Genomic DNA, 25,299 nt, shown 5'->3' with positions numbered 1-25,299 from the left:
TTATTTAATATAGGCGATTAACCACAATTAACTTAACAAGCTCTCCTTTAGCAATATGTTTGATTGCGCTTTTAACAGAACTTGTTATGATTTGTGGCGATTATAGTCGGGGGGCCATTGGCTGAGAGCGATGTGATATCAATATTAATTGATAAAACGTCGATACCCGTTGAACCTGATACAGTTAACACTGACGCAGGGAACTATGTAGAAACCATTCCTGTGGCATTCCTTTGCTTTGTATTGGTGGATATCAGTTCCGATCGCGTTGTGAACGGAGCCATTATGTCTGACCTTACGCCTAACACTATTTGTAACCCAATTCGCACACCGATAGTATTAACTATTGCTGGTTCTGACAGCAGTGGCGGTGCTGGCATTCAAGCCGATATTAAAGCGATTTCAGCCACCGGCAGTTATGCTTGCTCTGCGATCACTGCTATTACCGCACAAAATACGCTTGGTGTGTCTGCTATCTTCCCGATCCCCCTTGAACATGTTGAAAAGCAATTAGATGCTGTTTTTAGTGACCTCAATATTGTCGCGGTTAAAGTAGGCATGTTAGCCGACTGCGAGATCATCAAAGTGGTGGCTAAAAAACTAAAACAGTACAAACCGTCCTTTTTAGTAATCGACCCTGTGATGGTCACCACCAACGGTGATTTATTATTAGAAAAAGTCGCCATTCAAACTCTAAAAACTGAACTACTGCCAATGGCTGATTTAATCACCCCTAACTTGCCTGAAGGCGCGGCGTTAATTGACAGTCACATTCCCACCAGCGAACAAGAAATGCAGGCAATGATTGATGCTTTACGTCAGTTAGGTGCTAAAGCCGTATTATTAAAGGGCGGGCATTTAGAGCAAGATGAAAACAGTAATGATTTGTTAGTTTTAGCGGACTCAGTACAGCAACTAACTGCAAAACGTATTAACACAAAAAATAACCACGGCACAGGTTGTACTTTATCTTCAGCGATTGCTTCTTATCTGGCTCAAGGCCATGAATTATCAAAAGCAGTACAGCTTGGTAAAGATTACATTACGCAAGCATTACAACATGCTGACCAACTTAATATTGGTCAAGGCCGTGGCCCTGTTGATCATTTTTATGCATTGAATCGATAGATGCTCAATATGACAAATAACCTATCGTCACAGCAAACAGTACCAAAGCAAGCAATGTCAAATGAGATAAATGCACCCAGCATTGATATTCACAATGCCAGTTTGCGTTATAACGACAGTGACCAGTGTGTATTGTCGTCACTGACGATGCATATTCCAGCGGCGCAATGGACTTGTATTCTAGGCCGCAGTGGCTGCGGTAAAAGCTCTTTGTTACGTTATTTGGCGAACTTATTAAGCGATAAAATACAATGGTCTGGGCAGCTATCCACCAGCACCAATATTGCATTGCAAGGTCAAATTGCCTATATGGCACAGCAAGATTTATTAATGCCCTGGTTATCGGTATTAGATAACGTACTGCTCAGCGATAAATTCACACCTAATCCACAGTCATCACAACGTGATAAAGCACAACAACTATTACAGCAGGTTGGCCTTGAGCAACAAGCTCATTATCTACCACAGCAATTATCTGGTGGAATGCGACAGCGTGTTGCATTAGCGAGAACCTTAATGCAAAACAAGCCTGTAGTATTAATGGATGAACCTTTCTCGGCATTAGATGCAGTAACACGCTACCGCTTGCAAAACTTAGCCCATGAATTATTAAAAAATAAAACCGTAGTATTAATTACACATGATCCACAGGAAGCTATTCGTTTAGCAAACCAGCTTTATATTATGCAAGGTCAACCTGCATCTGCAGAATCATTAGATGTACCTAGTACCCCAGCACCAAGACAATTTGATGCACAATGCGCTGAGCTACAGCAGACTATTCTTGACCGTTTGGAGCAAGATTATGCGTAATTTTGTTGCCATGTCAGGTTTAACTAAATCGTTTAAAAGCAGTGATAAAACATTACCGCCAGTATTACGTATCCTGTTCACTTTTATGATTATAATTGCGATTTGGCAAGCGATTGTGGTGATCTTTGATCTACCATCTTTTATTTTACCTGAGCCGTTAGCGGTATTTGAACGCCTGATCACACGTTATGAAGTGCTGTTAAAACATAGTTGGGTAACCACACAAGAGATACTTTTAGGGTTATTACTAGGGCTTTCCATGGGCCTATGTTTTGCACTACAAATGTTACTGTTTAAACCCATTAAACGTTGGTTATTACCGATCCTGATCACCAGCCAAGCAATTCCTGTTTTTGCGATTGCGCCTATTTTAATGATCTGGTTAGGTTACGGTATTTCCTCAAAAATAGTGATGGCGGCGATGATCATCTTTTTCCCTGTGACCACCTGTTGCTACGACGGGTTAAAAAACACACCTACTGGTTACCTTGATTTAGCGAAAACCATGGGCGCGACTAAATGGAAGATGTTACGTCATATTCAATTGCCTGCTGCTTTACCTACTTTAGCGTCTGGGATTCGTGTTGCGGTGGTTATTGCGCCGATTGGTGCGGTTGCCGGTGAATGGGTAGGTTCAAGCGAAGGGTTGGGTTATTTGATGCTACAAGCTAATGCGCGAATGTTAATTGATGAAATGTTTGCGGCCTTATTTATTCTATCTGCGCTCTCTGTAAGTTTATATTTTATCACCGATAAGTTACTAAAAAAGCTTATCCCATGGGAAGTCTAAATGCACCATTTTTAATAACCCTAAACTAAGCCTAAAACTAAAACGATTAATACCAAAAATACTATAAGGAAATAAAACACATGAAAAAGAGTTTCATTTTAACCGCCTTGTTTCTAACGGCTGCATTATTATCATTCTCCGCACAGGCTGAAGATAAAAAAGTCACGCTAATGCTAGATTGGTTTGTTAACCCTAACCACGGCCCAATTGTGATTGCACAACAGCTTGGTTATTTTAAGCAGCAAGGTTTGTCTGTCGATATTCAAGAACCTGCAGACCCAAGCATGCCACCTAAATTAGTTGCCGCGGGTAATATTGACTTGGCTATTACTTATCAGCCTAACTTGATCATTGATGTATCTGAAAAATTACCTTTAGTACGCTCAGCGACCTTAATAGCAACACCGTTAAATACATTAATGGTCTTAGATAATGGCAAAATAAATTCATTGAGTGACCTAAAAGGAAAAAAAGTCGGCATTGCTATTTCAGGTAGTGAAGAAGCCATCATTGGCAAAATGTTAGAATCAGTACAACTTAATTATCAAGATGTAGCGATCATTAACGTCGGTTGGGCTCTCTCTGCTTCTTTAGCATCGGGCAAAGTCGATGCCATTTGGGGCGGGTTACGTAACTTTGAAACTAACCAGTTAGAACTGGAAGGGTTTAAAGCTAAAGCTTATTTCCCTGAAGAGCATGGTGTTCCGGTTTACGATGAATTGGTATTTGTTGCAAATGCAAATAAATACGATGCGAAAATGATTAAAGCCTTTAACAAAGCCATAGAGCAAGCCACTATTTATATCGTTAACCACCCACAGCAAGCATGGAATGAGTTTGTTAGTTACGCACCTGATACGTTAAATAATGAGTTAAATAAACGAGCATGGCGCGATACGTTGACTCGTTTCTCCTTACGCCCTGCTGCTATTGATTTAAAACGTTACGATGATTATGCGCAATTTATGTTTGATAACAAACTGATTAAAAGTCTGCCAAAAGCAAAAGATTACATGCCAATATTCGAGTAGTTAGCACACTAATATCAAGTTTAAATAGACAACTAAAAAACAGCGAGAGAATCATGAACCATCAAGATTTAATTAGTGCTTGCCAGTCTGACTGGGATGCCTACACACAGCATCCATTTGTGATGCAATTAGGAAACGGCTGTTTAGCGCAACCGTGCTTTTTACATTACCTAAAGCAAGATTTTTTGTTCTTAAAGCAATATGCGCGTGCTTATGCATTAGCCATTTATAAAGCCAATACACTAGCAGACATGCGTAAGGCGTTACCTAGTGTACATGCGTTACTAGATTCTGAGATTAGTCACCATGTCACTTACTGTGCAAATTGGGGCTTAACTGAAGCAGACTTAGAAGCAGAGGATGAAGATTTTGGTACCGTCGCTTACACTCGTTACGTGTTAGATGCAGGCATGACCGGTGACCTAGTTGATTTATACGCAGCATTAGCACCCTGCTCTATTGGTTATGCAGTGATTGGTCGTTTATTAGCAAATGACAAAAACACTAAAATAGTTGGCAATGAGTTTGCTAGTTGGATTGATTTATACAGCGGCGAAGAGTTCCAACAAAGTGTCGCAGATGGTGCACAGCATTTTGACCAGTTACTTGCTGAAGTAGACATTAACAGCAAACGGGGTCAACACTTGGTAAAAGTATTTAAAACAGCAACCAGAATGGAAGTTGCCTTCTGGCAACAAGGTTTAAACGCCGCTATTTAAATAGACGCAGTGCTAAATAAAAACAGAAGTAGAGGAGCAAATATGTCAGTAATAGCAACGGAAAAGCGACAAGTGATCACTAATGCCTTACAAGTATTGCGCGAACAAAAACCATTAGTAGTAAACATCACTAACTATGTGGTGATGAACAATACAGCTAATGCATTGTTAGCAATTGGCGCTTCACCTATTATGGCGCATTCACGCCAAGAAATGGCTGAAATGATGTCATTTAGTGGTGCGTTAGTCATTAACATTGGCACCTTAGATAGCCAGTGGATACCGCGCATGATCTTTGCAGTTGAACAAGCGAACCTCAATAATAAAGTGGTGGTATTAGACCCTGTGGGTTGTGGTGCAAGCACTTTACGTACTGAAACATCACGCCAAATAGCAGCACTTGCAGAGCAGTTAATTATTCGAGCTAATGCTTCTGAAATTATTGCTCTAGCAGGAGAAAAAGCACAAGGCAAAGGTGTCGATTCACTTGATAGCAGTGAAGCAGCCGTTGGTGCAGCCCGTTACTTAGTTGAAACTTATCAATGTAATGTCGTCATTTCTGGCGAAGTCGATTACATCATCAATGCGGAGAGTGAAATATCACTGCATAATGGTGATGCAATGATGCCTAACATCACAGGAATGGGTTGTAGTTTAAGTGCATTAACCGGTGCTTTTGCAGCGATTGGTGAAAATACTGGTTTAGCAGCTGCTGCCATACTTGGCATCGCAGGGGAAGTTGCAGTTAAGCAATCCGCGGGACCAGGAAGTTTACAAATGAACTTATTAGACGTGCTATATCAATTAGATGATAAAGCGATTGTGGCATACTTAAAGATGACTATTAATAAATAATACAGTCGTTGCTGGATCAGTAAGTGAAAGTGACCTTATTGCTTTCACTCTACTCATTTATATCCTTTGCTATTTAGTACTATTGATTAGCTTTGCTGCTTAGCATGTCAACTTAGCTTTGACATTTAACAATGCTATTTACATAAGCCATTTTTTTATTGTATCCAATACAGGTAAGCACCATGAATCCATACCGTTTATATCTAGTCACCGATGATCAACAGGATCTTTATACTTTAATTAATGTAGTCAAAGAAGCTGTCGCTGGCGGTGTTTCCATGGTGCAAGTACGCGAAAAAAGTAACGATATACAATCTTTTATTACTCGCGCTCAAGTGGTTAAAACCATACTTCAAGGCACTGGCGTTCCGCTAATTATTAATGATCGAGTTGTTGTTGCTTTAGCGGTAGATGCCGATGGTGTGCATTTAGGTCAATCGGATATGCCAGCACAAATGGCAAGAACATTAATTGGTCCAAATAAGTTGTTAGGTTTATCGATAGAGAATGAACAACAATTAATGGATGCAAATACACTACCACTGAATTACATTGGTTTAAGTGCAATATTTGCTACACCAACAAAAACCGATACGCTTAAACAATGGGGTATTGCCGGTTTACAAAAAGCGATTAATGTTTCTCAATTTCCGATCGTGGCTATTGGTGGTATTAATCACAGTAATCTTGATCAAATCATTAGCACGGGTGTTGACGGTGTAGCGCTAGTCTCTGCTATTTGCCATGCCGATGATCCTAAAGCTGCTGCAGCAGCGCTGTTAAAACAGATACAAACTGCTACGCCATAAGCCTGTTGAAATAAAAGCAATTAATCACAAAGCTAAAAAAGGTAAATCAAAAGCGCTTAACCACGAAGGCACGAAGTTAAAAGAAGGTTAGGTCAAAACCTTATATGAAGGTAGGTAGCACTAAACTTTCCACTTAAACCCAGTTTTTCTTTCTTAGTGCTCTTCGTGTAGCCGGTAGCGCAGCGCTTCGTGGTTAATCTGTTTTTTTAAATCAAAAGTCTTATGCCTAACAACTAACTTTAATACACTGAATTCTAAATGTTTTTACTTTCATCCATTCTTTTGCACTTCTTCGTGCCCTTCCTTTAGCGTAGCGCTTCGTGGTTAATATCTTTATTTTTATACTTTAATTTGTCACTAATGACTTCTCAACCACAGCATTTCAATTAAGAATAACTTACAATATTATTCAACTTGTTAATTAAATCAGAACAATGGCTAACGATGAATATAACGCTCAAACAATTGCATGTATTTGTAACTATTACTCAAGAAAAAACCTTAACCACTGCGGCTGAGAAATTATTCCTGAGTAAACCAGCAGTGAGCATGGCTTTAGCTGAACTTGAAAAACAGTTAGGGCATAAACTCTTTGAGCGCACTAATAATCGATTATTAATCAATGAAATGGGCAAGGCTTTATTACCATTAGCCGATGAACAAATAGAACGCAGTAAAGCTATTACTAGTTTATTTGATAAAAACAATTTCCAAGGAAAACTAAGAATTGGCTCAAGTAATACCGTCGGAAACCATTTGTTGCCCAATTTATTAGCTGAGTTTAGGGATATTAAACATCATCAAGCTCAATCCATATACGTTGATAACAGCACTTGTATCGGCAAAAAACTTAAAGAATACGAGCTAGATATTGCCTTAGTTGAAGCTTTAGTGATTGATAAACAATTGCATATCGAGCGATGGATAAAAGATGAGATGGTGATAGTCGCTAGTCCTGCTCACCCGCTAATGAATCAAGAACAAGTCACGATAGAAGATTTAAACCACCAGCATTGGATTTTACGAGAGCAAGGCTCAGGTACGCGCGAGTTTTTTATTACACACATTGGACAGTATTTAACAAACCTCGATATTACCTTTGAATTAAGCTCTACGGAGGCTATCATTAACTGCTGCGCTGCAGGGTTAGGATTATCTTGCATGTCTAGTACTGCTGCTCGGCATGCCCTGCAAGATAAACGTTTAGTAACCCTGCCCATTAATATCGATATGTCACGAGACTTATATTTGGTATGGCATAAAGAAAAATATCAGAGCCCAATATTGAAAGAGTTTATTATTTTTTGCCAGCAATGGACCTTAAACGCTTAATTCGAAAGATAGTTACCTTAACTTCTTAGGCATATTATTTAAATAACAGACTTCACTAATATAATTCTTGAATTCAATAATAATCTCAACATTTTAAAATCAAACAAAATTAGTACTGGAATAAACATAAAAAAACAGCGACTTACTATCATTTTCATTAAATAACACACCATAAAACTACCTATATTTAAATAATAGCCTATTCTAAACGCTTCATTATGTGCACTTTAAAAGGCGATAAAAGAATATGGCTAGAAGCAAAACCACCTCTACAGACGATGTATTATTAGTATTATGTAATTCGGTAAAGTCTGTTTTAAGTAGTGCAACGGGGCGAACGGTTAACTATTCATCTATGGTTCAAAAAATCAATAAAACCTGTCTTAAGCCCGATATTGGCTGTTTTGTGTTATTTGACGGTGGTTTTTCTGGATTAGTTATTTTGAATTTTAGTGCCGCTGCTGCAATGGAGCTATACACCACATACATGACCAATATGGGTTTGTCGGAAGAAGACTTAGCCACATCGCATACTGCTGATGATGTAAGTGATGTAATGGGTGAATTAATGAATCAAGCCGTTGGTGATTTTACGGGGGTTATTGGTCATGAATTACATACATCTATCAATCAAAACCAACCTAAAATGCTGACTATCAACAAGCAAGTTGTACTCTCTATTGATACAAACCTAGATCGCCCACAAGCTCGACGAGTGAGTTTTACAACAGAAAAAAATAATATTTTTTATCTTGAATTAGCGATGGATAAAACTGAGTTTATTAAGTTACCTAATTTTGAAGAGCGAGAAGCATTTGATCCCGACTCTCTAATTGAAGAAGAGAACAATAAAACATTGCAGGCAAACGCAACGGCTCAAAATACATCGACCTCAGACTCTGATTTGTTTGATGAGTTAGGTATTTAACCTCAGTTCGGGATAAGCAAAACGACTCAATACCGTGAATTTCTGCGTTAATTTATCTTGTGACAACCTGGTGTTCGAAAATTTATAAAGTACATAAAAAAAGTTTGCTGAGTATACTCAGCAAACTTGGATTTTATAACATTACAAAGATTAAAGATTTATTGTAACTACTCAGGCCGTCGCTATTTAAGCCTATTTCTTCGTTGAAAAATGCTCATTTAAACCACTAAACTGCGCTTTTTCGCCTTGAACTAAGCATAAATAGCTTCGCCCTGAGCATTTACGTTTTTATTTTGGTAAAAAGCACTCAGTTTTAATGGGTGCTGAGTAGTTACGATTTATTAAGCTTGTTTATTCATTTTTGCATGTTGTTGATGAAACGAGTCGAACTCAACTTGTGAAACTTTTCCATTACCATCAGTATCTAACATTTCAAAAGTCGGACGTTTATGACTTTTTTTAGCTTTAACCATCGCATTAAACTCTTGCTCTGACACCAGACCATTATTATCAGCATCTATTCTATCAAAATGTTTAAGTAAACGTCCTTTCGCTTCGCTTTTAGCAATTGAGCCATCATTATTGGCATCAACCATGGCAAAAGTTAGTTTTTGATCGCGCTTTCCTTTACCCATCTTTTTCACTAATTCAAATTCAGCACTTGTGATTGCACCGTCTGCATCCGTATCAATTTTATCAAAGCCTTTCAATAAACGACCTTTGGCTTCATTTTTAGTGATTTTACCATCGTTGTTAGCATCGACTTTAGCGAAGGTAGGTTGTTTATGGCCTTTACCTTTTCCTTTGTGCATTGCTTTCATGGCATCAAATTCAGCGCTAGTAATTGCACCGTCTGCATCTGCATCAATCTTATCAAAGTATTTTAGTAAACCACCTTTGGCTTCATCTTTAGTGATTTTAGCGTCGTTATTAGTATCAACTTGAGCAAAGTCTAATTTATGATTACCGTTACCTTTTTTATGCCCTTTGCCTTTATGCATATTTTCCATTGCAGTAAATTCAGTGGTTGTGATTGAACCATTTGCATCGCTATCTATTTTATCAAAATGTTTCAATAAACGACCTTTAGCTTCATCTTTAGTGATTTTAGCGTCGTTATTAGTATCAACTTGAGCAAAGTCTAATTTATGATTACCGTTACCTTTTTTATGCCCTTTGCCTTTATGCATATTTTCCATTGCAGCAAATTCAGTGGTTGTGATTGAACCATTTGCATCGCTATCTATTTTATCAAAGCCTTTCAATAAACGACCTTTAGCTTCATCTTTAGTAACAACACCGTCACTGTTAGCGTCTACCTGAACGAAGTTTAATTTTCGATTTCCTTTATGCATTTTTTTCATTGCATCAAATTCTGCTGCCGTAATATCGCCATCGCCATTACTATCAAAATCAGCGAATGCAGCTTTTTTATGACCTTTTCCCTTATGCATTGCTTTCATAGCTTCAAACTCAGCTTTATTAACACTGCCATCACCATCGCTATCAATACGATCAAAATGCTTAGCCATTCTTGAACCCGCTTCTGCTAACGTAATTACACCATCGGCATTCGCATCAAAGCTTTCAAAGTCACGTTTACTTTTACCATCTGCTGCCATTGTTAAAGCGCTAGAAACCATTAACGCAACACCGCTTAATATAAATAATTTTTTCATGTTAACCTCTATTCTAATTTACCAAATAAAGCTCTTTCTGAGCTGATGTAAAGACTATAGGTAAACATTGTGCAGGAAATATGGATAAAAAAAGGAGTTAAGGGTTTTAGGCTATTTTTAAGGACAATTATTTATTAATTGCTGACTTTGAATAGTATAAAAAGGAAGGCTTACTATTTAAAAATGTGGCGAATTCAGCATTGAACCACATTATATTTTTAACAGTAAGCAGTAAATAAAGAATGTAACAGCTAACGTTCGTTGTTAGATGAATTTGATATTTATTAAATTCACTTGGAATTCAGAGATATAATTAATGATCACAGGGCAAACTTATAACCCACTCCATATATTGATTGAATGCAATCGACCTCAGCATCAACATTTTGGATTTTACGACGTAGATTTTTAATATGGCTATCAATCGTTCTATCGGTAACAATGCGATTGTCAGAATAGATTTGAGACATTAGTTGTTCGCGACTGAACACTTGGTCTTTATGTTGGTGAAAATGGGATAATAAACGAAACTCCGCACGGGTTAAACTCACTTCTTTACCCTTAACTAACACTTGCATGGTGCTTTCGTTGATACTCAAGACTTTATCTACTGTTTTGACATCATCTGTAGCGCGACGTAAAATATTTTTCACTCGCACCACTACTTCTCGTGGACTATAGGGTTTACAAATATAATCATCAGCTCCAAGTTCAAGCCCTACTAAACGGTCAATTTCATCCACTCTTGCCGTTGCCATCACCACGGGTATGTCAGTGAAAGTACGTAACTCTCGGTAGATATCTAAGCCATTTTGGCCCGGCAACATTAAATCTAATATAATCAAATCAACAGAGTTTTCTTTTACCCAACTAACAACGGATAAACCATCATTGAGAATGTGTGTAATAAAACCAGATTGACTAAGGTACTCACTAAGTACTTGTGCTAATGAATGTTCATCTTCCACGATTAAAATATGCTGTGGCATTATCTATTTCCTAATTATTGGCAAACTAATAGTGATGGCTAATCCGCCTAAAGCGGAATGGGTCGCAACCATACTGCCTTGATGTGCTTGTACAATGGTTTCACAAATCGATAACCCTAAACCTGCCCCCCCACTTAAACGACTACGTGATTCATCAACCCGATATAATCGTTCAAATAACTTAGGTAAAGCGGCATCAGGGACACTAGGTGCACTATCTTCAATACAAATAGAAAGCTGTTTTTTATTTGTTTTAATATGTACTTGTAATACGCCAGGCGAATCCGTGTAGCGTAGACTGTTTTCTAATAAATTAGAGAATAGTTGCGTTAATGACTTTTGATCACCTTTAATATAAACCGGCTTTTTAAGATCAAAATGACTGTGCAACTGTATCTGTTTTTCTTGACACCGCAGTTGATATTGATTGCAACTGGTGGCCAATAATTGTTGAACATCAACCGAATCCGTTAAGTTAAATTGTAATCCTGCATCGGATAATGATAATTGATATAAATCATTCACTAGCTGACTTAAGTTCTGAACCTGATGGTGTAAAGAGTCAATATACTTTGGTTCAGGTTGACGAATACCATCCTGTAATGCTTCGATTTCACTTTTTAACACTGAAATAGGCGTACGTAGTTCATGTGAGATATCTGCTAACCACTGTTCTCTGGTCTTTTTTTGATGTAACAAACTTTGACTTAATTCATTAAATCTCGTTGATAATGCAGCAAGCTCATCTTCACCTTGTACTTCTATTTGCGTTAAATAATCACCTTGTTGTAAGGAATTAGCGGCGCTTTCAAGGCGTTTTAGTGGCGTTAAAAAATGTCGTACCAATAACCAAGATAATGAGAATGACAATAAGGTTACCCACAACACAATCCACATTAGGTTATGTTGCTGCTCGCGATAAAAACTACTTTCTAATGCACCTGAAATAGTATTTCGTTTTTTAGTGATCACCCAACCAACCGTCTTACCTTGATAGCTAATCACCACTTTAATCAAGCCTTTTTTACTTTTGGGTTTAGGTTGATTTAATAGAGGTTGATAGTCTTTATCTAAAATAAAAATACGTTTCATTAGACTTTCAACATTCCTTGCAGATGCTTGTCGCGGTTGATTATCTCCATGACGTGGTCGAGCAAATACTTGTGCGATAACATCCCCCACAACTTTTGGAGACAAATCTTGCCAACCATTTAACGTTGAGTAAAAAGGCGCGATATGCTCAGCAACAAGTTGCAATTTTTCCTTTTCACCGTGATTAAGATAATTCCGCAGTCCAGTTTGGAAGCTAGAGTTCATTAACCATGCCATGCCTATGACCATTAAAGAGCTAATGAATAACATGGAAATGAGAATTTTCTTGAACAAGGTTAGACGCATCTAGCACCCTTTTATCTAAATTGATTATCAACACTTAACTGTAACATAAACTGAGATTTATTCCGTAGCGAGAATTAATACTCCTGCGGCTAAATAAATCACTTGCCTTAAAATATGTATGTCACAAAGATTAGCTTAAAAAAAAGCCACTAAGTAAATTACTTAATGGCTTTCCAATGACATACTATAAAGTATGTTAAATTTTATAACTTCAACAACAAGGTCATAAAATACTGTTTAAAACGATTAGATATTTTCAATCGCTGTATTTAATGTCGCACTTGGACGCATTGCTGCAGATACTTTAGCTGGGTCAGTGTCGAAATAACCACCTAAATCAACTGCAACACCTTGTGCATCGTTAAGCTCTTGTACAATTTTAGCTTCATTGCTTAATAATACGTCAGCAAATGGTTTAAATTGTGCTTGTAGCTCAAGATCTTTAGTTTGTGTTGCTAACGCTTCAGCCCAATACATCGCTAAGTAGAAGTGGCTACCACGGTTATCTAATTCTTTTACTTTACGAGAAGGAGATTTATCTTCTTTTAAGAATTTACCGTTAGCAGCGTGTAATGCTTCAGCTAAAATAACTGCTTTTTCATTACCTGTTTTCGCTGCAATATCTTCGATTGAAACAGCCAATGCTAAGAACTCACCTAAAGAATCCCAACGTAAATGGTTCTCTTCAACAAATTGTTGAACGTGCTTAGGTGCAGAACCACCCGCGCCTGTTTCAAATAAACCACCACCAGCAAGCAATGGAACAATTGAAAGCATTTTAGCACTCGTACCCAACTCTAAAATTGGGAATAAATCTGTAAGGTAATCACGTAATACGTTACCCGTTACAGAGATAGTATTTTTGCCTTCTTTAACACGTTGTAAAGAGAATTTACATGCTTCTACAGGTGTTAATATTTGAATATCTAAGCCAGCTGTATCATGGTCTTTTAGGTATTCATTTACTTTAACAATCAAGTTTTTATCGTGTGCACGATTTTCATCTAACCAGAAGATTGCAGGTTGGCCAGTTGCTTGTGCACGACTTACAGCTAAACGAACCCAATCACGGATTGGAATGTCTTTAGCTTGACACATACGCCAGATATCACCCGCTTCAACATCGTGAGACATTAATATGTTGCCCGCAGAATCGATTACGTTAACAGTACCTGCTTCTTTGATTTGGAATGTTTTATCGTGTGATCCGTATTCTTCAGCTTTTTGAGCCATTAGACCTACGTTAGATACATTACCCATTGTTGCTGGGTCAAATGCACCATTCTCACGACAGAATTTAATCGTTTCTTCGTAGATACCTGAGTAACAACGATCTGGAATCAATGCTTTAGTATCTTCAAGCTTGCCTTCTACATTCCACATTTGACCGCTAGAACGGACCATTGCTGGCATAGAAGCATCGATGATCACATCACTTGGCACGTGTAAGTTAGTGATACCTTTATCAGAATCAACCATCGCTAGGCTTGGACGAGTTGCATATACCGCAGCAATATCCGCTTCGATAGCCGCTTTTTGATCTGCAGGTAAGTTAGCAATTTTTGCGTAAACATCGCCTAGACCATTACGCTCATCAACACCTAACTCTTTAAATAAGTCTGCATGCTTAGCAAATACATCTTTAAAGTAAACAGTTACAGCGTGACCAAACATGATTGGGTCAGATACTTTCATCATGGTTGCTTTAAGGTGTAAAGAAAGCATGATGTTGTTTTCTTTCGCTTCCGTCATCTCTTTTTCATAGAAAGCACGTAATGCTTTTGCACTCATACGAGATGCGTCAATTAATTCATCTTTTAATACTGGTGTTGATGCTTTAAGTACCGTTTTTTCACCAGCAGCATTAGTAAATTCTATTTTCACATCATCATCTTGGCCTAAAACAACTGATTGCTCAGAGCTATAGAAATCACCATCATCCATGTCTGCAACATGAGATTTAGAATCTTTAGACCATTTACCCATGCGATGTGGGTTGTCTTGTGCGTATTGTTTAACCGCATCGGCAACACGACGGTCAGAGTTACCTTCACGTAAAACAGGGTTAACTGCACTACCTAATACTTTTGCGTAACGCGCTTGTACATCTTTTTCTTCTTCAGTAGTCGCTACTTCAGGGTAATTTGGTAACGCAAAGCCATGTGCTTGTAATTCTTTGATAGCGGCATGCAATTGTGGAATTGATGCGCTTACATTGGGTAATTTTATGATATTTGCTTCGGGCGTCTTCGCTAAGTCGCCTAGTTCGGCTAGGGCGTCAGCTTGCTGTTGTGCAGGAGGTAATTTATCAGAAAAGTTAGCAATAATTCGAGCAGCTAGAGAGATGTCACGCGTTTCTACAACGATGTTTGCAGCTTTAGTAAATGCATTAACGATTGGTAATAGAGAGTGAGTTGCAAGCGCAGGTGCTTCATCTGTTTGTGTATAGATGATCTTTGCTGATTTATCTGTCATTTTATTTCCTTTAACAAAAATTTATGAAGTGAATTGTTAGCGTTAAAAATGTTATCAAATTGTTACGCATAATAATTACGCGCATATCATATCGGAAAAAACAAAATTATCTAGTTTCAGACCCTTAAGTCATCGATTAAAACGAGATCAAGATCATTATTTGTGAACTTGTGCTTGTTACCATCAAGTAATTAAATAATGTCAGATAGCGCTATTTGATACTGATAAACATAACATTTCATAAGCAACTCTGCCTTAATATTTTATTCTGCTACAATGTTTTTTTTTGACTGCTTTTAAGGGCAACAAATGAACCAACCTCCAATAAAAAAAACCAATAGCACATTTAAAGCAGACGCAAAGAGCAGTCCACGAAAAACCAAAAAACCTTCGCATTTTAATGTTAAAAAAGCAGCGCATAAAACCTTTGTTCCGAAAAAAGCACTACCTAAAGCAATGCAAAAAATCGTTTTATTTAACAAACCTTTTGATGTGTTAAGCCAATTTACCGATGAAGGTAACGCTGACAGCTTTCGAGAAACCTTAAAAGACTACATTACGATCCCTAATATCTATGCTGCGGGTCGTTTAGATAGAGATAGTGAAGGTTTATTGGTACTAACTAATGACGGGCAATTGCAAGCGGACATCACGCAGCCAGGTAAAAAGACGGAAAAAACCTATTGGGTACAAGTTGAAGGTGCGCCAAAGGAAGCTGACTTAGACAAATTACGTCAAGGTGTGAAATTAAAAGATGGTATGACCTTACCTGCAAAAGTAAAAATAATGGACAACCCTAATATTTGGGAGCGATACCCTCCGATACGCGAACGAGCGAACATTCCTACTACGTGGTTAAGCATTACCATTTCTGAAGGGCGCAACCGACAAGTACGCCGAATGACTGCTAATATAGGCTTTCCGACATTACGTTTGATTCGTTACTCCATTGGCGAATGGACCATTAAAGGGCTTGATAACGGGACTTTCAAAGTACTTTAAAAAGCAATCAGTTATTTAACAAGCAATCAGAGTTTTAACAGTAAAAAGCCCGAAGCATAAATGTACTCAGAACCAACTCTGAGTGGACTCGGGCTTTATCGATTTATTACTGTAAGTGACCTAAAGCCCACAAAAATTAATATCTAAAAAGCCCCGCTCTTTAAAACTCATTGTTAAAGCGGTTAAATGTGCTTTGCTTTCAAACTGGCGGGTATAAAAAGCCTGATGATTTAATGGGTACTTGTTTAATGGGTAATTGTTTAATAGCTGAGAACTTGACAGTGGATCGTTTAATAATTGCTCACTTAATAACTGTTCATCTAATAAATGTTCGCCCACTGATAGAGGATTTAATAACTGCTTTACACGCAACGCAATCGCTTGCCCAGAGTCAACTAAATGAACCGGCCGAGCGAAACAGGCACTGATTTCTTCTTTGAGTAGAGGGAAATGAGTACATCCTAATACTAATGTATCAGGCATGTTATCTTCATTCTTTAACCAAGGTGCTAATATTGCTCTAAAACTATCTACATCAAGTACTTTCCCTATCAACTTATCTTCAGCTAATTTAACCAATTGAGTAGAGCCAATACGCAGTACCGTTTTATCAGCGGCAAACTCATTAATTAACGTATCGGTATAAGCACGCTCTATAGTACCCGGCGTTGCTAATAATCCAATCACATTATTAGCAGTGATTAAAGTAGCAGGCTTGATGGCCGGCACAACCCCAACAATTGGTATAGTAAAGTGCTGACGTAATGCATCAAGCGCGACTGTGCTCGCGGAGTTACACGCGATGACAATTAAATCAACCGAGTGCAACTGCATAAATTCAGTTAATAATTGTGTTAGCCGATGAATTAATTGTTCTCTTGGCAGCTCACCATAGGGGAAGTAAGCATTATCAAACAAATATTGACACTTGATAGTAGGATTATATTTAACTATCTGTTCGTAAACAGATAAACCACCGACTCCAGAATCAAATATAAGTACTCGTTTGGCTGACATTTTCTACTTCCTTGGCAAAAAAAGTATTTTAGCCTGTAATCAAAGCATAAAGAAATAAAATGATCATTAACCTGATAATAATGATGGTCGGTTTTAGCTAGCCAACAGCTACTCGCTGTTTTAGAATGCCCCTCCATTTAAATGCTATTGAAAAATAGTCAGTGATAGATATAAAAAACAGAGGTTATTATGAGCTTAGAATTTGTTGATCCGGATAATTATGAATCACAATTAGACGCTAAAAAAGAGCAATTTACAGCTCTCTTTTCAACCTTTGAACTCCCTGAATTAGAATGTTTCGATTCACCAAAAACACATTACCGCATGCGCAGCCAATTTCGAGTTTGGCATGAAGATATGGACCTGTATTTTTACATGACCGACCAAGAAACGCGCCAGCGTATACGTGTAGAACAATTTGCCCCTGCGAGTGAATTAATTAATCGATTAATGCCACGCCTAGTAGAAGAATTAAAAGTATCACCCATTCTTCGCTATAAATTATTTCAAGCTAATTTTTTATCAAGCATGAGTGGCGAAATTATGGTGAGCTTTCTTTACCATAAAGTTTTAGATGATGAATGGTTAACGGCGATTAAAGCATTAAAAACCCGCTTATCTAAAGAGTTTAAGATTAACTTTATTGGTCGAGCACGCAAACAAAAACTGATTGTCGATCATGACTATGTAGTAGAAAAACTAAATGTAGATGGGCAACAATTAATATATCAACAAGTTGAAAATAGCTTTACCCAACCTAATACAGAAGTTTCGATTAAAATGCTTGAGTGGGCTATCGAATGTACACGAGATAGTGAAGGTGATTTATTAGAACTGTACTGTGGTAATGGTAATTTTTCTTTAGCATTGGCAAAGAACTTCAACCGAGTATTAGCGACAGAAGTCTCTACTCCATCGGTTAATTCTGCACAATATAATATTGCCGCAAATAATATTGATAACGTGAAAATTGTTAGAATGTCTGCTGAAGAATTTACTCAAGCGATTAATGGCGAGCGAGAGTTTAATCGTTTAAAAGAAAAAAATGTCGATTTATCTAGTTATCAATGTAATACCATTTTCGTTGATCCACCACGGGCTGGCCTTGATGATGATACCGTTGAAATGGTACAAAAATATGACAACATCATGTACATCAGCTGCAATCCTGAAACGTTAAAAGCGAATCTTGATGTATTTACTCAGACACATAAGATTAAAAAATTCTCTCTATTTGATCAGTTCCCTTATACACACCATACCGAAGCGGGTGTATTTTTAGTTAAAAAGCAGTAACTATTCAGAAGATTGTTATCTGAGCCTATTTACTTGTTGAAATATGCTTATATAAACAAAATAAAAAAACGGGTCGATAAATACAAAAAAGCTACATACCTAAGTATGTAGCTTTTTATTTTGTAACTACTCAAGCCGTTGCTATTTAAGCCTATTTCTTCGTTGAAAAATGCTCATTTAAACCACTAAACTGCGCTTTTTCGCCTTGAACTAAGCATAAATAGCTTAGCCCTGAGCATTTACGTTTTTATTTTGGTAAAAAGCACTCAGTTTTAATGGGGCCTGAGTAGTTACTTTATTTTTACACTTAACTTACGCGCTTATTAGCTAACTAAAATCAAGTCGAGGCTAGATGCTTATTAAAAAAGTTGATACTTCTATCCCAAGCAAGGTCGGCCATGGTTGGAACGTAGCGAGCTGTTGAGTCATTATGAAAACCATGATTGGCTTTTTCATACATATGCATTTCATAATCCACATTATATTTTTTTAAGTCCGCTTCATATTCTGGCCAATACGCATTCACCCTTTTATCAAGTTCAGCTAATTGAATTAATAAAGGTGCTTTAATATTTTTTCTTAATTCTGCTTTAGCAGGGGTTCCGTAGAACGGCACACCCGCATCCAGCGTTTCAGGGATAGTTGCTGCCAGCATATTGACAATATAGCCACCAAAACAAAAACCTACTGCACCTAGTTTTCCATTACTCTGTGGATGTGTTTTTAAATAATTAGCTGCTGCAATAAAGTCTTCTTCAATTTTATTTTTATCTAACGAACTTTGCATCTTTTTACCTTGGTCATCATTACCTGGGTAGCCACCAAGTGAATGTAAGACATCAGGGGCAAAAGCAATAAACCCTGCTTTTGCCAAACGACGAGCAACATCTTTTATGTAAGGATTTAAGCCGCGATTTTCATGAATAACCAACACCACAGGTAATTTACCGTCTACAACTTTTGGTGTAACAAAATAGCCTCTGCCTTCACCGTGCCCTTTCGGTGATGGGAATGTTTGGTAGGTTGCAGTGATATCATCATCATTAAATGAAATTTGTTCAGCGAGCGCATAATTAGGCGTTAATGCCGTTGAAAGTGTTGCTAAGGTAATACCGGCTCCTGCAATACCAGCTAGTCGTCTTAAAAATGTACGTCTATCTATATCTCCATGAGCATATTCATCATACCAGTCAAAGGCTTCTTGGGGGATCTGCATGCTAGGCTGGTTTTCTGGTGCTTTAGTTATATTAGCTTTATTTGTTATATTAGCTTTATTAGTCATATTCACACTCTCATTATTAATAAATTATTACATTTAAAAACGATCGTTCAAACAATAACCAATTTAAAACCTAGTGTAAAATTTATTCTTAATAATCAGTGATCATCAACCTATTCCTAGCGTCATTTTTCATATCTTTATTATTTTTGCAAGGATGTAACGATCTAATAATCGATAAAGTGAATAATAACTTAGTGCAGTGAAAACGATTTAAATAGTTTTAATTGACGGCTTTAATATAAGAGCCAATCACTGTTACTGCATATTGAGCTTGTATCTCAGCTAACGCAGAAGCGATATGTTGATCTTCTTGATGTCCATCTATATCAATAAAAAAGTGATAATTACCTATTTGTGAACGAGTAGGACGAGACATGATAGAGGTTAAATTTACTTTTTGCATTGCAAAAGCACTGACAATACTACCTAAAACACCCGGACAATCTTGTTTATTATTAACAACCAAAGTGGTTTTATATTCTTTATCCTGAATCCGTGCTTGAGGTGTTTCAGAAAGTACTAAAAAACGTGTTTGATTATTAGCATAGTTGGTTACGTCATTATCAACTATGCTTGCTTCAGTCGCTTGTGATAAAGCATGTTGCGGAATAATTGCACCAGCCGATTTACCTTTTTGTTGCGCTAACACCAAGGATTCAATATTGCTTTGCGTGTTGTGTATTCTAACACCTTCCAATCCATTGATGAATTCAGAGCATTGCCCATGAGCAACAAACTGCACATACAAATCACGTAGATCAGAGAATTGCTCACAGAATCCAACAAATGAGAATTGAATCGGCAATAGCAGTTCAGAGATAACAAACAGCTTAGTATCCAATAATTGGTCTAAAACTACCTGTACATAACCTTCGGATAAGTTTTCAATGGGTAAAACACCTAATTGACAGTCTTTGCCAACGGCTTGAAAGGTTTGTGATAGCGTAGAGTAATATTTAATATCAGTATTGGGGACGGGATCTTTATCTTGAATAGCCTGAATATACTGCTTAGTAGCGAGATCTGAGAATGTATCTTTAGGGCCAAGTGTCGCGATAGTAAGCATAGAATACCGAGTTGATCTTAGAGAGGGTAAATAAAAAGGTGAGCCTGAGCTCACCTGATAATATTCTAACTATTTAGAAGTCCATGTTAGTTTTTAATTTCTTAAGGGCATTCGCTTCTAACTGACGAACACGCTCCGCAGAAATATCATAACGTGCAGCTAAATCGTGTAAAGTGGCTTTTGGCTCACTCAACCAACGAGAATTTAAAATATCTTGGCTACGTGCATCTAACGTTGATAACGCTGAATACAATTTATTCTTTGTATGAGACTCAGTATTTTCTTGCTCAATTTGAGTTTCAACGCTTGCACTTTTATCTTCAAGATAGTGCATCGGTGCAAAGGTATTGTCATCATCGTCATTAACACTTAAATCAAAAGATTGATCTTGAGCATTTAAACGAGACTCCATTTCAAGTACATCTTTAGTACTTACATTTAACTCTTCAGCAACCGCTTCTACTTCTTCTTTTTTGAACCAACCTAAACGTTTTTTAGATTTACGTAAATTAAAGAATAATTTTCGTTGTGCTTTTGTCGTTGCAATTTTTACAACACGCCAATTACGGATCACGTACTCATGAATCTCTGCTTTAATCCAATGCACAGCAAAAGAAACAAGACGCACACCCACAGTTGGGTCAAAGCGTTTAACCGCTTTCATTAGTCCTACATTACCTTCTTGAATTAGATCCGCTTGCGCTAAGCCGTAACCTGCATAACTTTTAGCAATGTAAGCAACAAATCGAAGATGCGACATGACTAATTTTTTAGCGGCTTCTAAATCACCTTTGTAATATAGACGCTCTGCTAACTCTTGCTCTTCTTCAGCGCTTAGCTTAGCAAATGAGTTTACAGATTGAACATAGGCTCCAATACTTCCTTGAGGAACTAGACTCATTGAATTTATTGTTTCACTCATGTTTTACCTTAATACTTGAAGTTTTAATAATAAGTGTTTCGATACTAATCAAACACTCTATATTATACAGTAGCAAATTGAAAATAAAATATTTTACTTACCTAATAACCCTAACTGGCTATCAAAAAATTGAAGTAACATCTTTTATCTAACTTGCGTTTTACATAACGGGATAACCAATATTGTCCGATACTATGATGTTGAAAAACATCTCGAAAATGTAATGAATTGATACGCATAATCTGACCATCAAATAGATCAAAAGTTCCGTAAGCAACCAACCGTCCATCAATACGAATAACAAGAATTTCTTTACAATTAGCAATCAAATCAATCAGCGTCATGCCTTTATGGAAGGCCATTTGTTCTTGAATGAGCACTTGGCATGTAGGTGACGAAATGGGTAACAACTGAATATCAACATTTTTTTTCATAAAACACCTGAAATCAAATTCCCTTAGCAAACCCGTGAAGTAGATCACATATTACAGGCAAAACAAAAGAGATCAAGCAGTTGTTTTTGATTTATTTTTATAAAAAATTGGTATTAAGTTATTCCATAAGCGTCTAAAAGCAGCAATTATAGTGATTAAAATTACTTCGGTTCAATCTTCACAAGGTATTGTTTTACAGATATAAATGAAGCAATAAAACCTAATAGAGCACCAACAATAAGTAGTGTAATAGATTCATCAAAATTCAATGATATTATTTGAAATTGAGCCTGATAAAGGCCGGTTAAATTCATCACCCCAGATTCCAACCAGATAACCAGTATCCAAGAAAAGAACCAAGCAATCACCCCACCCAAAAATCCATACCAAGCTCCGATATAAATATAAGGTAATTGGATAAAACTGTTGGTTGCTCCGACTAATTTTAGTACTTCTATTTCATCACGTTGATTAAGTATGTTAAGCCGGATCGTATTACTAACAATTAATAACACAGATAATAATAATAATGTTGCAATACCAATGACCATATCAACCACAAGATAGAAAATAGCCTGTAACTTTTCTATCCAATCAATATCAACACTTACCAAGTCAATATCTTGCTCTCGTTCAAGTTTAGCCACTAGTAATTTACTGCCTGCGGCATTCATCGCCGATTTAACAGGTACAACCACCAGCACTGCAGGCAATGGATTTTCATCTAAATAACTTAATGCCTTTGAAAAACCAGACATCTCTTTAAACTCTAACAATGCTTGATGACGCGAAATATAAGTAACGGCTTCAATATCTTCATACAAACCTAACTTATTAATCAGTACTTGTACCCGTTCTTCAGAAATATTCTTTTTTAAAAAAAGGCTTACCTCTGAGGCGCTGTCCCATTGTCCGCTAACGCGCTCTACATTTTTATAAACTACATGGAAGACAGTGGGTAAAGATAATGCGACACCTAATACTAGAATTGTCATCAAGGTTGCAAACGGCGTTTTCCATAATTCAAAAAAACTATGGATAACCTGATGTACATGCTGTACGAGCGTTGCTTTAACACGACCAATAAAAGACACTTTATTAATTTTAGGAGAGCCAGATAGCTTTCTTTTTGCGCCCATCTTGTTACTCATTACGTTCCCTTAATAAGCCGTCATTGATCATATCACCATCACGCAATGTCAGTGTACGGTAACGCATCTTAGCAATTAGCCCTAAATCATGTGTGGCAATCAACACGGACATACCAAATTGATTTAAAGATTCAAACAAGGTTAAAATTTCTAATGATAATTTAGGATCTAAGTTACCAGTGGGTTCATCTGCTAATAATAAAGGAGGTTGATTAATAATTGCTCGCGCTATACCTACTCGTTGTTGCTCGCCACCTGATAAGTTGATGGGAAAACTGCTTTCTTTCCCCGTTAATCCCACTTTATCTAAAGCCGCTAAACTACGCCGTTTAATTTCATAACGGCTGTAACCTTCAATTAATAAAGGCAAGCCAACATTTTCAAGTACGGTACGATTCATCAATAAACGATGATCTTGAAAGATCATACCAATATGACGACGTAAATAGGGAATATCATTGCCTTTAATATGACTGATATCATTGCCATTTAAAACAATACGCCCCGTAGTAGGGCGCTCCATCAGGCTCACCAGCTTTAATAAAGTACTTTTACCAGAACCAGAGTGGCCGGTAATAAAAGCCATTTCGCCTTGTTTTAAATGAAAGTCTACTTTATTTAAAGCGATTTGCTCATCGGCATAAATTTTGCTGACTTCTTCGAATAATATCATTATCTATTTTACCTTATGACTCATCTTCTTTAGAGAAAAGAGCATCGATAAACTCTTTGGCGTTAAACTCCCTTAAATCATCAATGCCCTCTCCCACTCCGATATAACGGATAGGCAGTTTAAATTGGTCCGCAATAGAGAAAATAATCCCCCCTTTTGCCGTACCATCAAGCTTAGTAAAGGTCACGCCTGTCAATCCTACGGCTTGGTTAAATAATTTAACTTGGCTAATCGCATTCTGACCAGTACCCGCATCAATTGTTAACATGATTTCATGAGGAGCCGTTGGATCTTTTTTACGCATGATTCGTACTACTTTTGCCAACTCGTCCATCAAGTGATCTTTATTTTGTAAACGGCCAGCTGTATCTGCAATTAACACATCGATACCGCGAGCTTGCGCTGCATCCATCGCATCAAATAAAACCGATGCACTATCTGCCCCCGTTTGCTGAGCAATCACAGGAATGTCGTTACGATCTCCCCAAACTTGCAACTGCTCAACAGCAGCGGCACGGAACGTATCACCGGCAGCAAGCATCACTGATTTACCTTCCTGTTGGAATTTTTTGGCTAATTTACCGATAGTGGTTGTTTTACCAACACCATTTACTCCAACCATTAAAATAACATAAGGTTTTTTAGTTTCATCAATCACTAATGGCTTTTCAACTTCATGCAGTATATCTGATAAGTCTTTTTTCAATAACTCATAAAGAACTTCTGCATCTTTTAACTGTTTACGGTCTGCATGCTCCGTTAAATTATCAATGATACGCAATGTCGTCTCAACACCGATATCCGCGACAATAAGTTGCTCTTCTAGTTCTTCAAATAGCTCATCATCAATTTTTTTGCCTTTAAATAACGATAATAAACCACTACCAATATTAAGCCGAGTTTTCTTTAAGCCAGCAGCAAAACGAGCAAAAAAACCTAATGTATTTTTTTGTTTCTCTGCTTCAACTTCTTTTTCAGCAACTAACTTTGCCTCTATCTCAGCTTCTTGTGTTGCTTCTTCATTTGCCTCACTTTCTACCTGTTGACGTGCTAATTCAGCATTTTTTTGTGCTTCTTGATATGCCAATCTTGCTTTAGCAGCTGCCTCTTGTTGAGCTACTATTTCTAACTGACGTTGTGCTTCTTCTGCTGCCGCTTTTTCTCTTACTTCAAGTTCAGCTTGCTTACGTGCTAACAGCTCTGCGCGTTTGACTGCTAACTCTTTTTCTATTAGCTCAGCTTGCTCTTTTTCGGCTAGTTCTTTTTCTACTAGCTCTGCTTGTTGTTTTTCTGCTAGTTCTTTTTCTACTAGTTCAGCTTGACGTTTTGCTTCTTCAGCAGCGGCGATCTCCTGTGCTTCAAGTTCAGCCTGTTTGCGTGCTAATAGCTCGGCTTGCTCTTTTTCAGCTCGCTCTCTTTCTATTAGTTCAGCTTGACGTTTTGCTTCTTCAGCAGCGATCTCTTTCGCTTCAAGTTCCGCTTGTTCGCGTGCTAACAGCTCAGCTTGCTG

At 37.5% G+C, this 25,299-nt stretch carries 22 protein-coding genes, 1 pseudogene and 1 riboswitch; of the genes and pseudogenes, 11 read left to right on the top strand and 12 right to left on the bottom strand.

From position 1 onward, the window contains the following. Positions 1-97: 97 nt before the first annotated feature. A riboswitch (TPP riboswitch) is annotated at positions 98-219 on the top strand. Between the two features lie 66 nt (positions 220-285). The 9 genes and pseudogenes from thiD (at position 286) to MT390_RS17560 (ending at position 8,405) form a co-directional block, all read left to right on the top strand. Further along, positions 286-1,128, top strand: a complete 843-nt coding sequence (thiD, locus tag MT390_RS17600; protein ID WP_499442433.1) for a bifunctional hydroxymethylpyrimidine kinase/phosphomethylpyrimidine kinase — start codon at positions 286-288, stop codon at positions 1,126-1,128. Positions 1,129-1,182: 54 nt separating this feature from the next. Beyond that, positions 1,183-1,941 (top strand): ABC transporter ATP-binding protein, encoded by a 759-nt coding sequence (locus MT390_RS17595; protein ID WP_499442498.1) that lies wholly within the window; start codon positions 1,183-1,185, stop codon positions 1,939-1,941. Between the two features lie 103 nt (positions 1,942-2,044). After that, a pseudogene (locus tag MT390_RS17590) lies at positions 2,045-2,731 on the top strand (ABC transporter permease); the annotation flags it as partial. A gap of 80 nt (positions 2,732-2,811) precedes the next feature. Further along, positions 2,812-3,762 (top strand): ABC transporter substrate-binding protein, encoded by a 951-nt coding sequence (locus MT390_RS17585; protein WP_499442431.1) that lies wholly within the window; start codon positions 2,812-2,814, stop codon positions 3,760-3,762. A gap of 53 nt (positions 3,763-3,815) precedes the next feature. Beyond that, positions 3,816-4,481 carry a thiaminase II gene (gene tenA, locus MT390_RS17580; RefSeq protein WP_499442429.1) on the top strand — a complete coding sequence of 222 codons (666 nt, stop codon included), beginning with the start codon at positions 3,816-3,818 and terminating at the stop codon, positions 4,479-4,481. A gap of 42 nt (positions 4,482-4,523) precedes the next feature. Further along, positions 4,524-5,336: a hydroxyethylthiazole kinase gene (gene thiM, locus MT390_RS17575; RefSeq protein ID WP_499442427.1), complete on the top strand. Its 813-nt coding sequence runs from the start codon at positions 4,524-4,526 to the stop codon at positions 5,334-5,336. 182 nt (positions 5,337-5,518) lie between these two features. Next, the gene (gene thiE, locus MT390_RS17570) at positions 5,519-6,145 is read left to right on the top strand and encodes a thiamine phosphate synthase (protein ID WP_499442425.1); all 627 of its coding nucleotides are present in this window, start codon (positions 5,519-5,521) and stop codon (positions 6,143-6,145) included. Between the two features lie 444 nt (positions 6,146-6,589). Then, positions 6,590-7,477, top strand: coding sequence for a LysR family transcriptional regulator (locus MT390_RS17565; protein WP_299665443.1), 888 nt, complete (start codon positions 6,590-6,592; stop codon positions 7,475-7,477). A 247-nt stretch (positions 7,478-7,724) separates the two neighbouring features. Beyond that, the gene (locus MT390_RS17560) at positions 7,725-8,405 is read left to right on the top strand and encodes a DUF3334 family protein (RefSeq protein WP_166370662.1); all 681 of its coding nucleotides are present in this window, start codon (positions 7,725-7,727) and stop codon (positions 8,403-8,405) included. Between the two features lie 341 nt (positions 8,406-8,746). Here MT390_RS17560 and MT390_RS17555 read toward each other — a convergent pair whose 3' ends face one another. From MT390_RS17555 to MT390_RS17540, 4 genes are all read right to left on the bottom strand, one after another. Further along, positions 8,747-10,084, bottom strand: a complete 1,338-nt coding sequence (locus tag MT390_RS17555; protein ID WP_499442422.1) for an EF-hand domain-containing protein — start codon at positions 10,082-10,084, stop codon at positions 8,747-8,749. 320 nt (positions 10,085-10,404) lie between these two features. Beyond that, positions 10,405-11,073 carry a response regulator gene (locus tag MT390_RS17550; protein ID WP_299665434.1) on the bottom strand — a complete coding sequence of 223 codons (669 nt, stop codon included), beginning with the start codon at positions 11,071-11,073 and terminating at the stop codon, positions 10,405-10,407. Between the two features lie 3 nt (positions 11,074-11,076). Next, positions 11,077-12,471: an ATP-binding protein gene (locus tag MT390_RS17545; RefSeq protein ID WP_499442420.1), complete on the bottom strand. Its 1,395-nt coding sequence runs from the start codon at positions 12,469-12,471 to the stop codon at positions 11,077-11,079. A gap of 246 nt (positions 12,472-12,717) precedes the next feature. Then, positions 12,718-14,946, bottom strand: coding sequence for an NADP-dependent isocitrate dehydrogenase (locus tag MT390_RS17540; RefSeq protein WP_499442419.1), 2,229 nt, complete (start codon positions 14,944-14,946; stop codon positions 12,718-12,720). Between the two features lie 309 nt (positions 14,947-15,255). Between MT390_RS17540 and MT390_RS17535 the strand changes: the two genes are divergently transcribed. Then, on the top strand, positions 15,256-15,948 hold the full coding sequence (locus MT390_RS17535) for a pseudouridine synthase (RefSeq protein ID WP_166370672.1): 693 nt from the start codon (positions 15,256-15,258) through the stop codon (positions 15,946-15,948). Positions 15,949-16,068: 120 nt separating this feature from the next. Here MT390_RS17535 and murI read toward each other — a convergent pair whose 3' ends face one another. After that, the gene (murI, locus tag MT390_RS17530; RefSeq protein WP_499442417.1) at positions 16,069-16,965 is read right to left on the bottom strand and encodes a glutamate racemase; all 897 of its coding nucleotides are present in this window, start codon (positions 16,963-16,965) and stop codon (positions 16,069-16,071) included. 189 nt (positions 16,966-17,154) lie between these two features. Here murI and trmA point away from each other — a divergent pair, with 189 nt between their 5' ends. Next, complete coding sequence (trmA, locus tag MT390_RS17525) at positions 17,155-18,261, top strand: tRNA (uridine(54)-C5)-methyltransferase TrmA (protein ID WP_499442415.1); 1,107 nt, start codon at positions 17,155-17,157, stop codon at positions 18,259-18,261. Positions 18,262-18,598: 337 nt separating this feature from the next. Here trmA and MT390_RS17520 read toward each other — a convergent pair whose 3' ends face one another. The 7 genes from MT390_RS17520 to ftsY all read right to left on the bottom strand — a co-directional run bounded on the left by MT390_RS17520 (position 18,599) and on the right by ftsY (position 25,020). Next, positions 18,599-19,543 (bottom strand): dienelactone hydrolase family protein, encoded by a 945-nt coding sequence (locus MT390_RS17520; RefSeq protein WP_499442414.1) that lies wholly within the window; start codon positions 19,541-19,543, stop codon positions 18,599-18,601. Between the two features lie 220 nt (positions 19,544-19,763). Further along, positions 19,764-20,609, bottom strand: a complete 846-nt coding sequence (locus MT390_RS17515; protein WP_499442413.1) for a prephenate dehydratase — start codon at positions 20,607-20,609, stop codon at positions 19,764-19,766. A 73-nt stretch (positions 20,610-20,682) separates the two neighbouring features. Beyond that, a complete protein-coding gene (gene rpoH, locus MT390_RS17510; RefSeq protein ID WP_166370680.1) occupies positions 20,683-21,531 on the bottom strand; it encodes an RNA polymerase sigma factor RpoH in 849 nt (282 codons plus the stop codon). Positions 21,532-21,641: 110 nt separating this feature from the next. Beyond that, positions 21,642-21,965 (bottom strand): hypothetical protein, encoded by a 324-nt coding sequence (locus tag MT390_RS17505; RefSeq protein WP_499442411.1) that lies wholly within the window; start codon positions 21,963-21,965, stop codon positions 21,642-21,644. A gap of 161 nt (positions 21,966-22,126) precedes the next feature. Further along, positions 22,127-23,116, bottom strand: a complete 990-nt coding sequence (gene ftsX, locus MT390_RS17500) for a permease-like cell division protein FtsX (RefSeq protein WP_166370684.1) — start codon at positions 23,114-23,116, stop codon at positions 22,127-22,129. Next, on the bottom strand, positions 23,109-23,789 hold the full coding sequence (gene ftsE, locus MT390_RS17495) for a cell division ATP-binding protein FtsE (RefSeq protein ID WP_166370686.1): 681 nt from the start codon (positions 23,787-23,789) through the stop codon (positions 23,109-23,111). The genes ftsX and ftsE overlap by 8 nt, the downstream gene beginning before the upstream one ends. A 13-nt stretch (positions 23,790-23,802) precedes the next feature. After that, positions 23,803-25,020, bottom strand: a complete 1,218-nt coding sequence (ftsY, locus tag MT390_RS17490) for a signal recognition particle-docking protein FtsY (RefSeq protein WP_499442496.1) — start codon at positions 25,018-25,020, stop codon at positions 23,803-23,805. Positions 25,021-25,299 lie beyond the last annotated feature (279 nt).

Origin of the sequence: Vibrio sp. 2-Bac 85 (assembly GCF_037546705.1) — a bacterium.
GTDB lineage: Bacteria > Pseudomonadota > Gammaproteobacteria > Enterobacterales > Psychromonadaceae > Psychromonas.
The sequence above is the reverse complement of the archived record's forward strand: the minus strand, read 5'-3'. Positions and strand labels throughout refer to the sequence as shown.

Excerpts from the sequence above, each read along its gene's own strand:
- MT390_RS17540 (WP_499442419.1), bottom strand. The coding sequence starts at position 14,946 with ATGACAGATAAATCAGCAAAGATCATCTATACACAAACAGATGAAGCA.
- MT390_RS17595 (WP_499442498.1), top strand. The coding sequence starts at position 1,183 with ATGTCAAATGAGATAAATGCACCCAGCATTGATATTCACAATGCCAGT.
- thiD (WP_499442433.1), top strand. The coding sequence starts at position 286 with ATGTCTGACCTTACGCCTAACACTATTTGTAACCCAATTCGCACACCG.
- MT390_RS17585 (WP_499442431.1), top strand. The coding sequence starts at position 2,812 with ATGAAAAAGAGTTTCATTTTAACCGCCTTGTTTCTAACGGCTGCATTA.
- MT390_RS17550 (WP_299665434.1), bottom strand. The coding sequence starts at position 11,073 with ATGCCACAGCATATTTTAATCGTGGAAGATGAACATTCATTAGCACAA.
- tenA (WP_499442429.1), top strand. The coding sequence starts at position 3,816 with ATGAACCATCAAGATTTAATTAGTGCTTGCCAGTCTGACTGGGATGCC.
- MT390_RS17505 (WP_499442411.1), bottom strand. The coding sequence starts at position 21,965 with ATGAAAAAAAATGTTGATATTCAGTTGTTACCCATTTCGTCACCTACA.
- MT390_RS17535 (WP_166370672.1), top strand. The coding sequence starts at position 15,256 with ATGAACCAACCTCCAATAAAAAAAACCAATAGCACATTTAAAGCAGAC.
- MT390_RS17555 (WP_499442422.1), bottom strand. The coding sequence starts at position 10,084 with ATGAAAAAATTATTTATATTAAGCGGTGTTGCGTTAATGGTTTCTAGC.
- rpoH (WP_166370680.1), bottom strand. The coding sequence starts at position 21,531 with ATGAGTGAAACAATAAATTCAATGAGTCTAGTTCCTCAAGGAAGTATT.
- trmA (WP_499442415.1), top strand. The coding sequence starts at position 17,155 with ATGAGCTTAGAATTTGTTGATCCGGATAATTATGAATCACAATTAGAC.
- MT390_RS17560 (WP_166370662.1), top strand. The coding sequence starts at position 7,725 with ATGGCTAGAAGCAAAACCACCTCTACAGACGATGTATTATTAGTATTA.
- MT390_RS17515 (WP_499442413.1), bottom strand. The coding sequence starts at position 20,609 with ATGCTTACTATCGCGACACTTGGCCCTAAAGATACATTCTCAGATCTC.
- MT390_RS17565 (WP_299665443.1), top strand. The coding sequence starts at position 6,590 with ATGAATATAACGCTCAAACAATTGCATGTATTTGTAACTATTACTCAA.
- thiE (WP_499442425.1), top strand. The coding sequence starts at position 5,519 with ATGAATCCATACCGTTTATATCTAGTCACCGATGATCAACAGGATCTT.
- ftsE (WP_166370686.1), bottom strand. The coding sequence starts at position 23,789 with ATGATATTATTCGAAGAAGTCAGCAAAATTTATGCCGATGAGCAAATC.
- MT390_RS17520 (WP_499442414.1), bottom strand. The coding sequence starts at position 19,543 with ATGACTAATAAAGCTAATATAACAAATAAAGCTAATATAACTAAAGCA.
- ftsX (WP_166370684.1), bottom strand. The coding sequence starts at position 23,116 with ATGAGTAACAAGATGGGCGCAAAAAGAAAGCTATCTGGCTCTCCTAAA.
- murI (WP_499442417.1), bottom strand. The coding sequence starts at position 16,965 with ATGTCAGCCAAACGAGTACTTATATTTGATTCTGGAGTCGGTGGTTTA.
- thiM (WP_499442427.1), top strand. The coding sequence starts at position 4,524 with ATGTCAGTAATAGCAACGGAAAAGCGACAAGTGATCACTAATGCCTTA.
- MT390_RS17545 (WP_499442420.1), bottom strand. The coding sequence starts at position 12,471 with ATGCGTCTAACCTTGTTCAAGAAAATTCTCATTTCCATGTTATTCATT.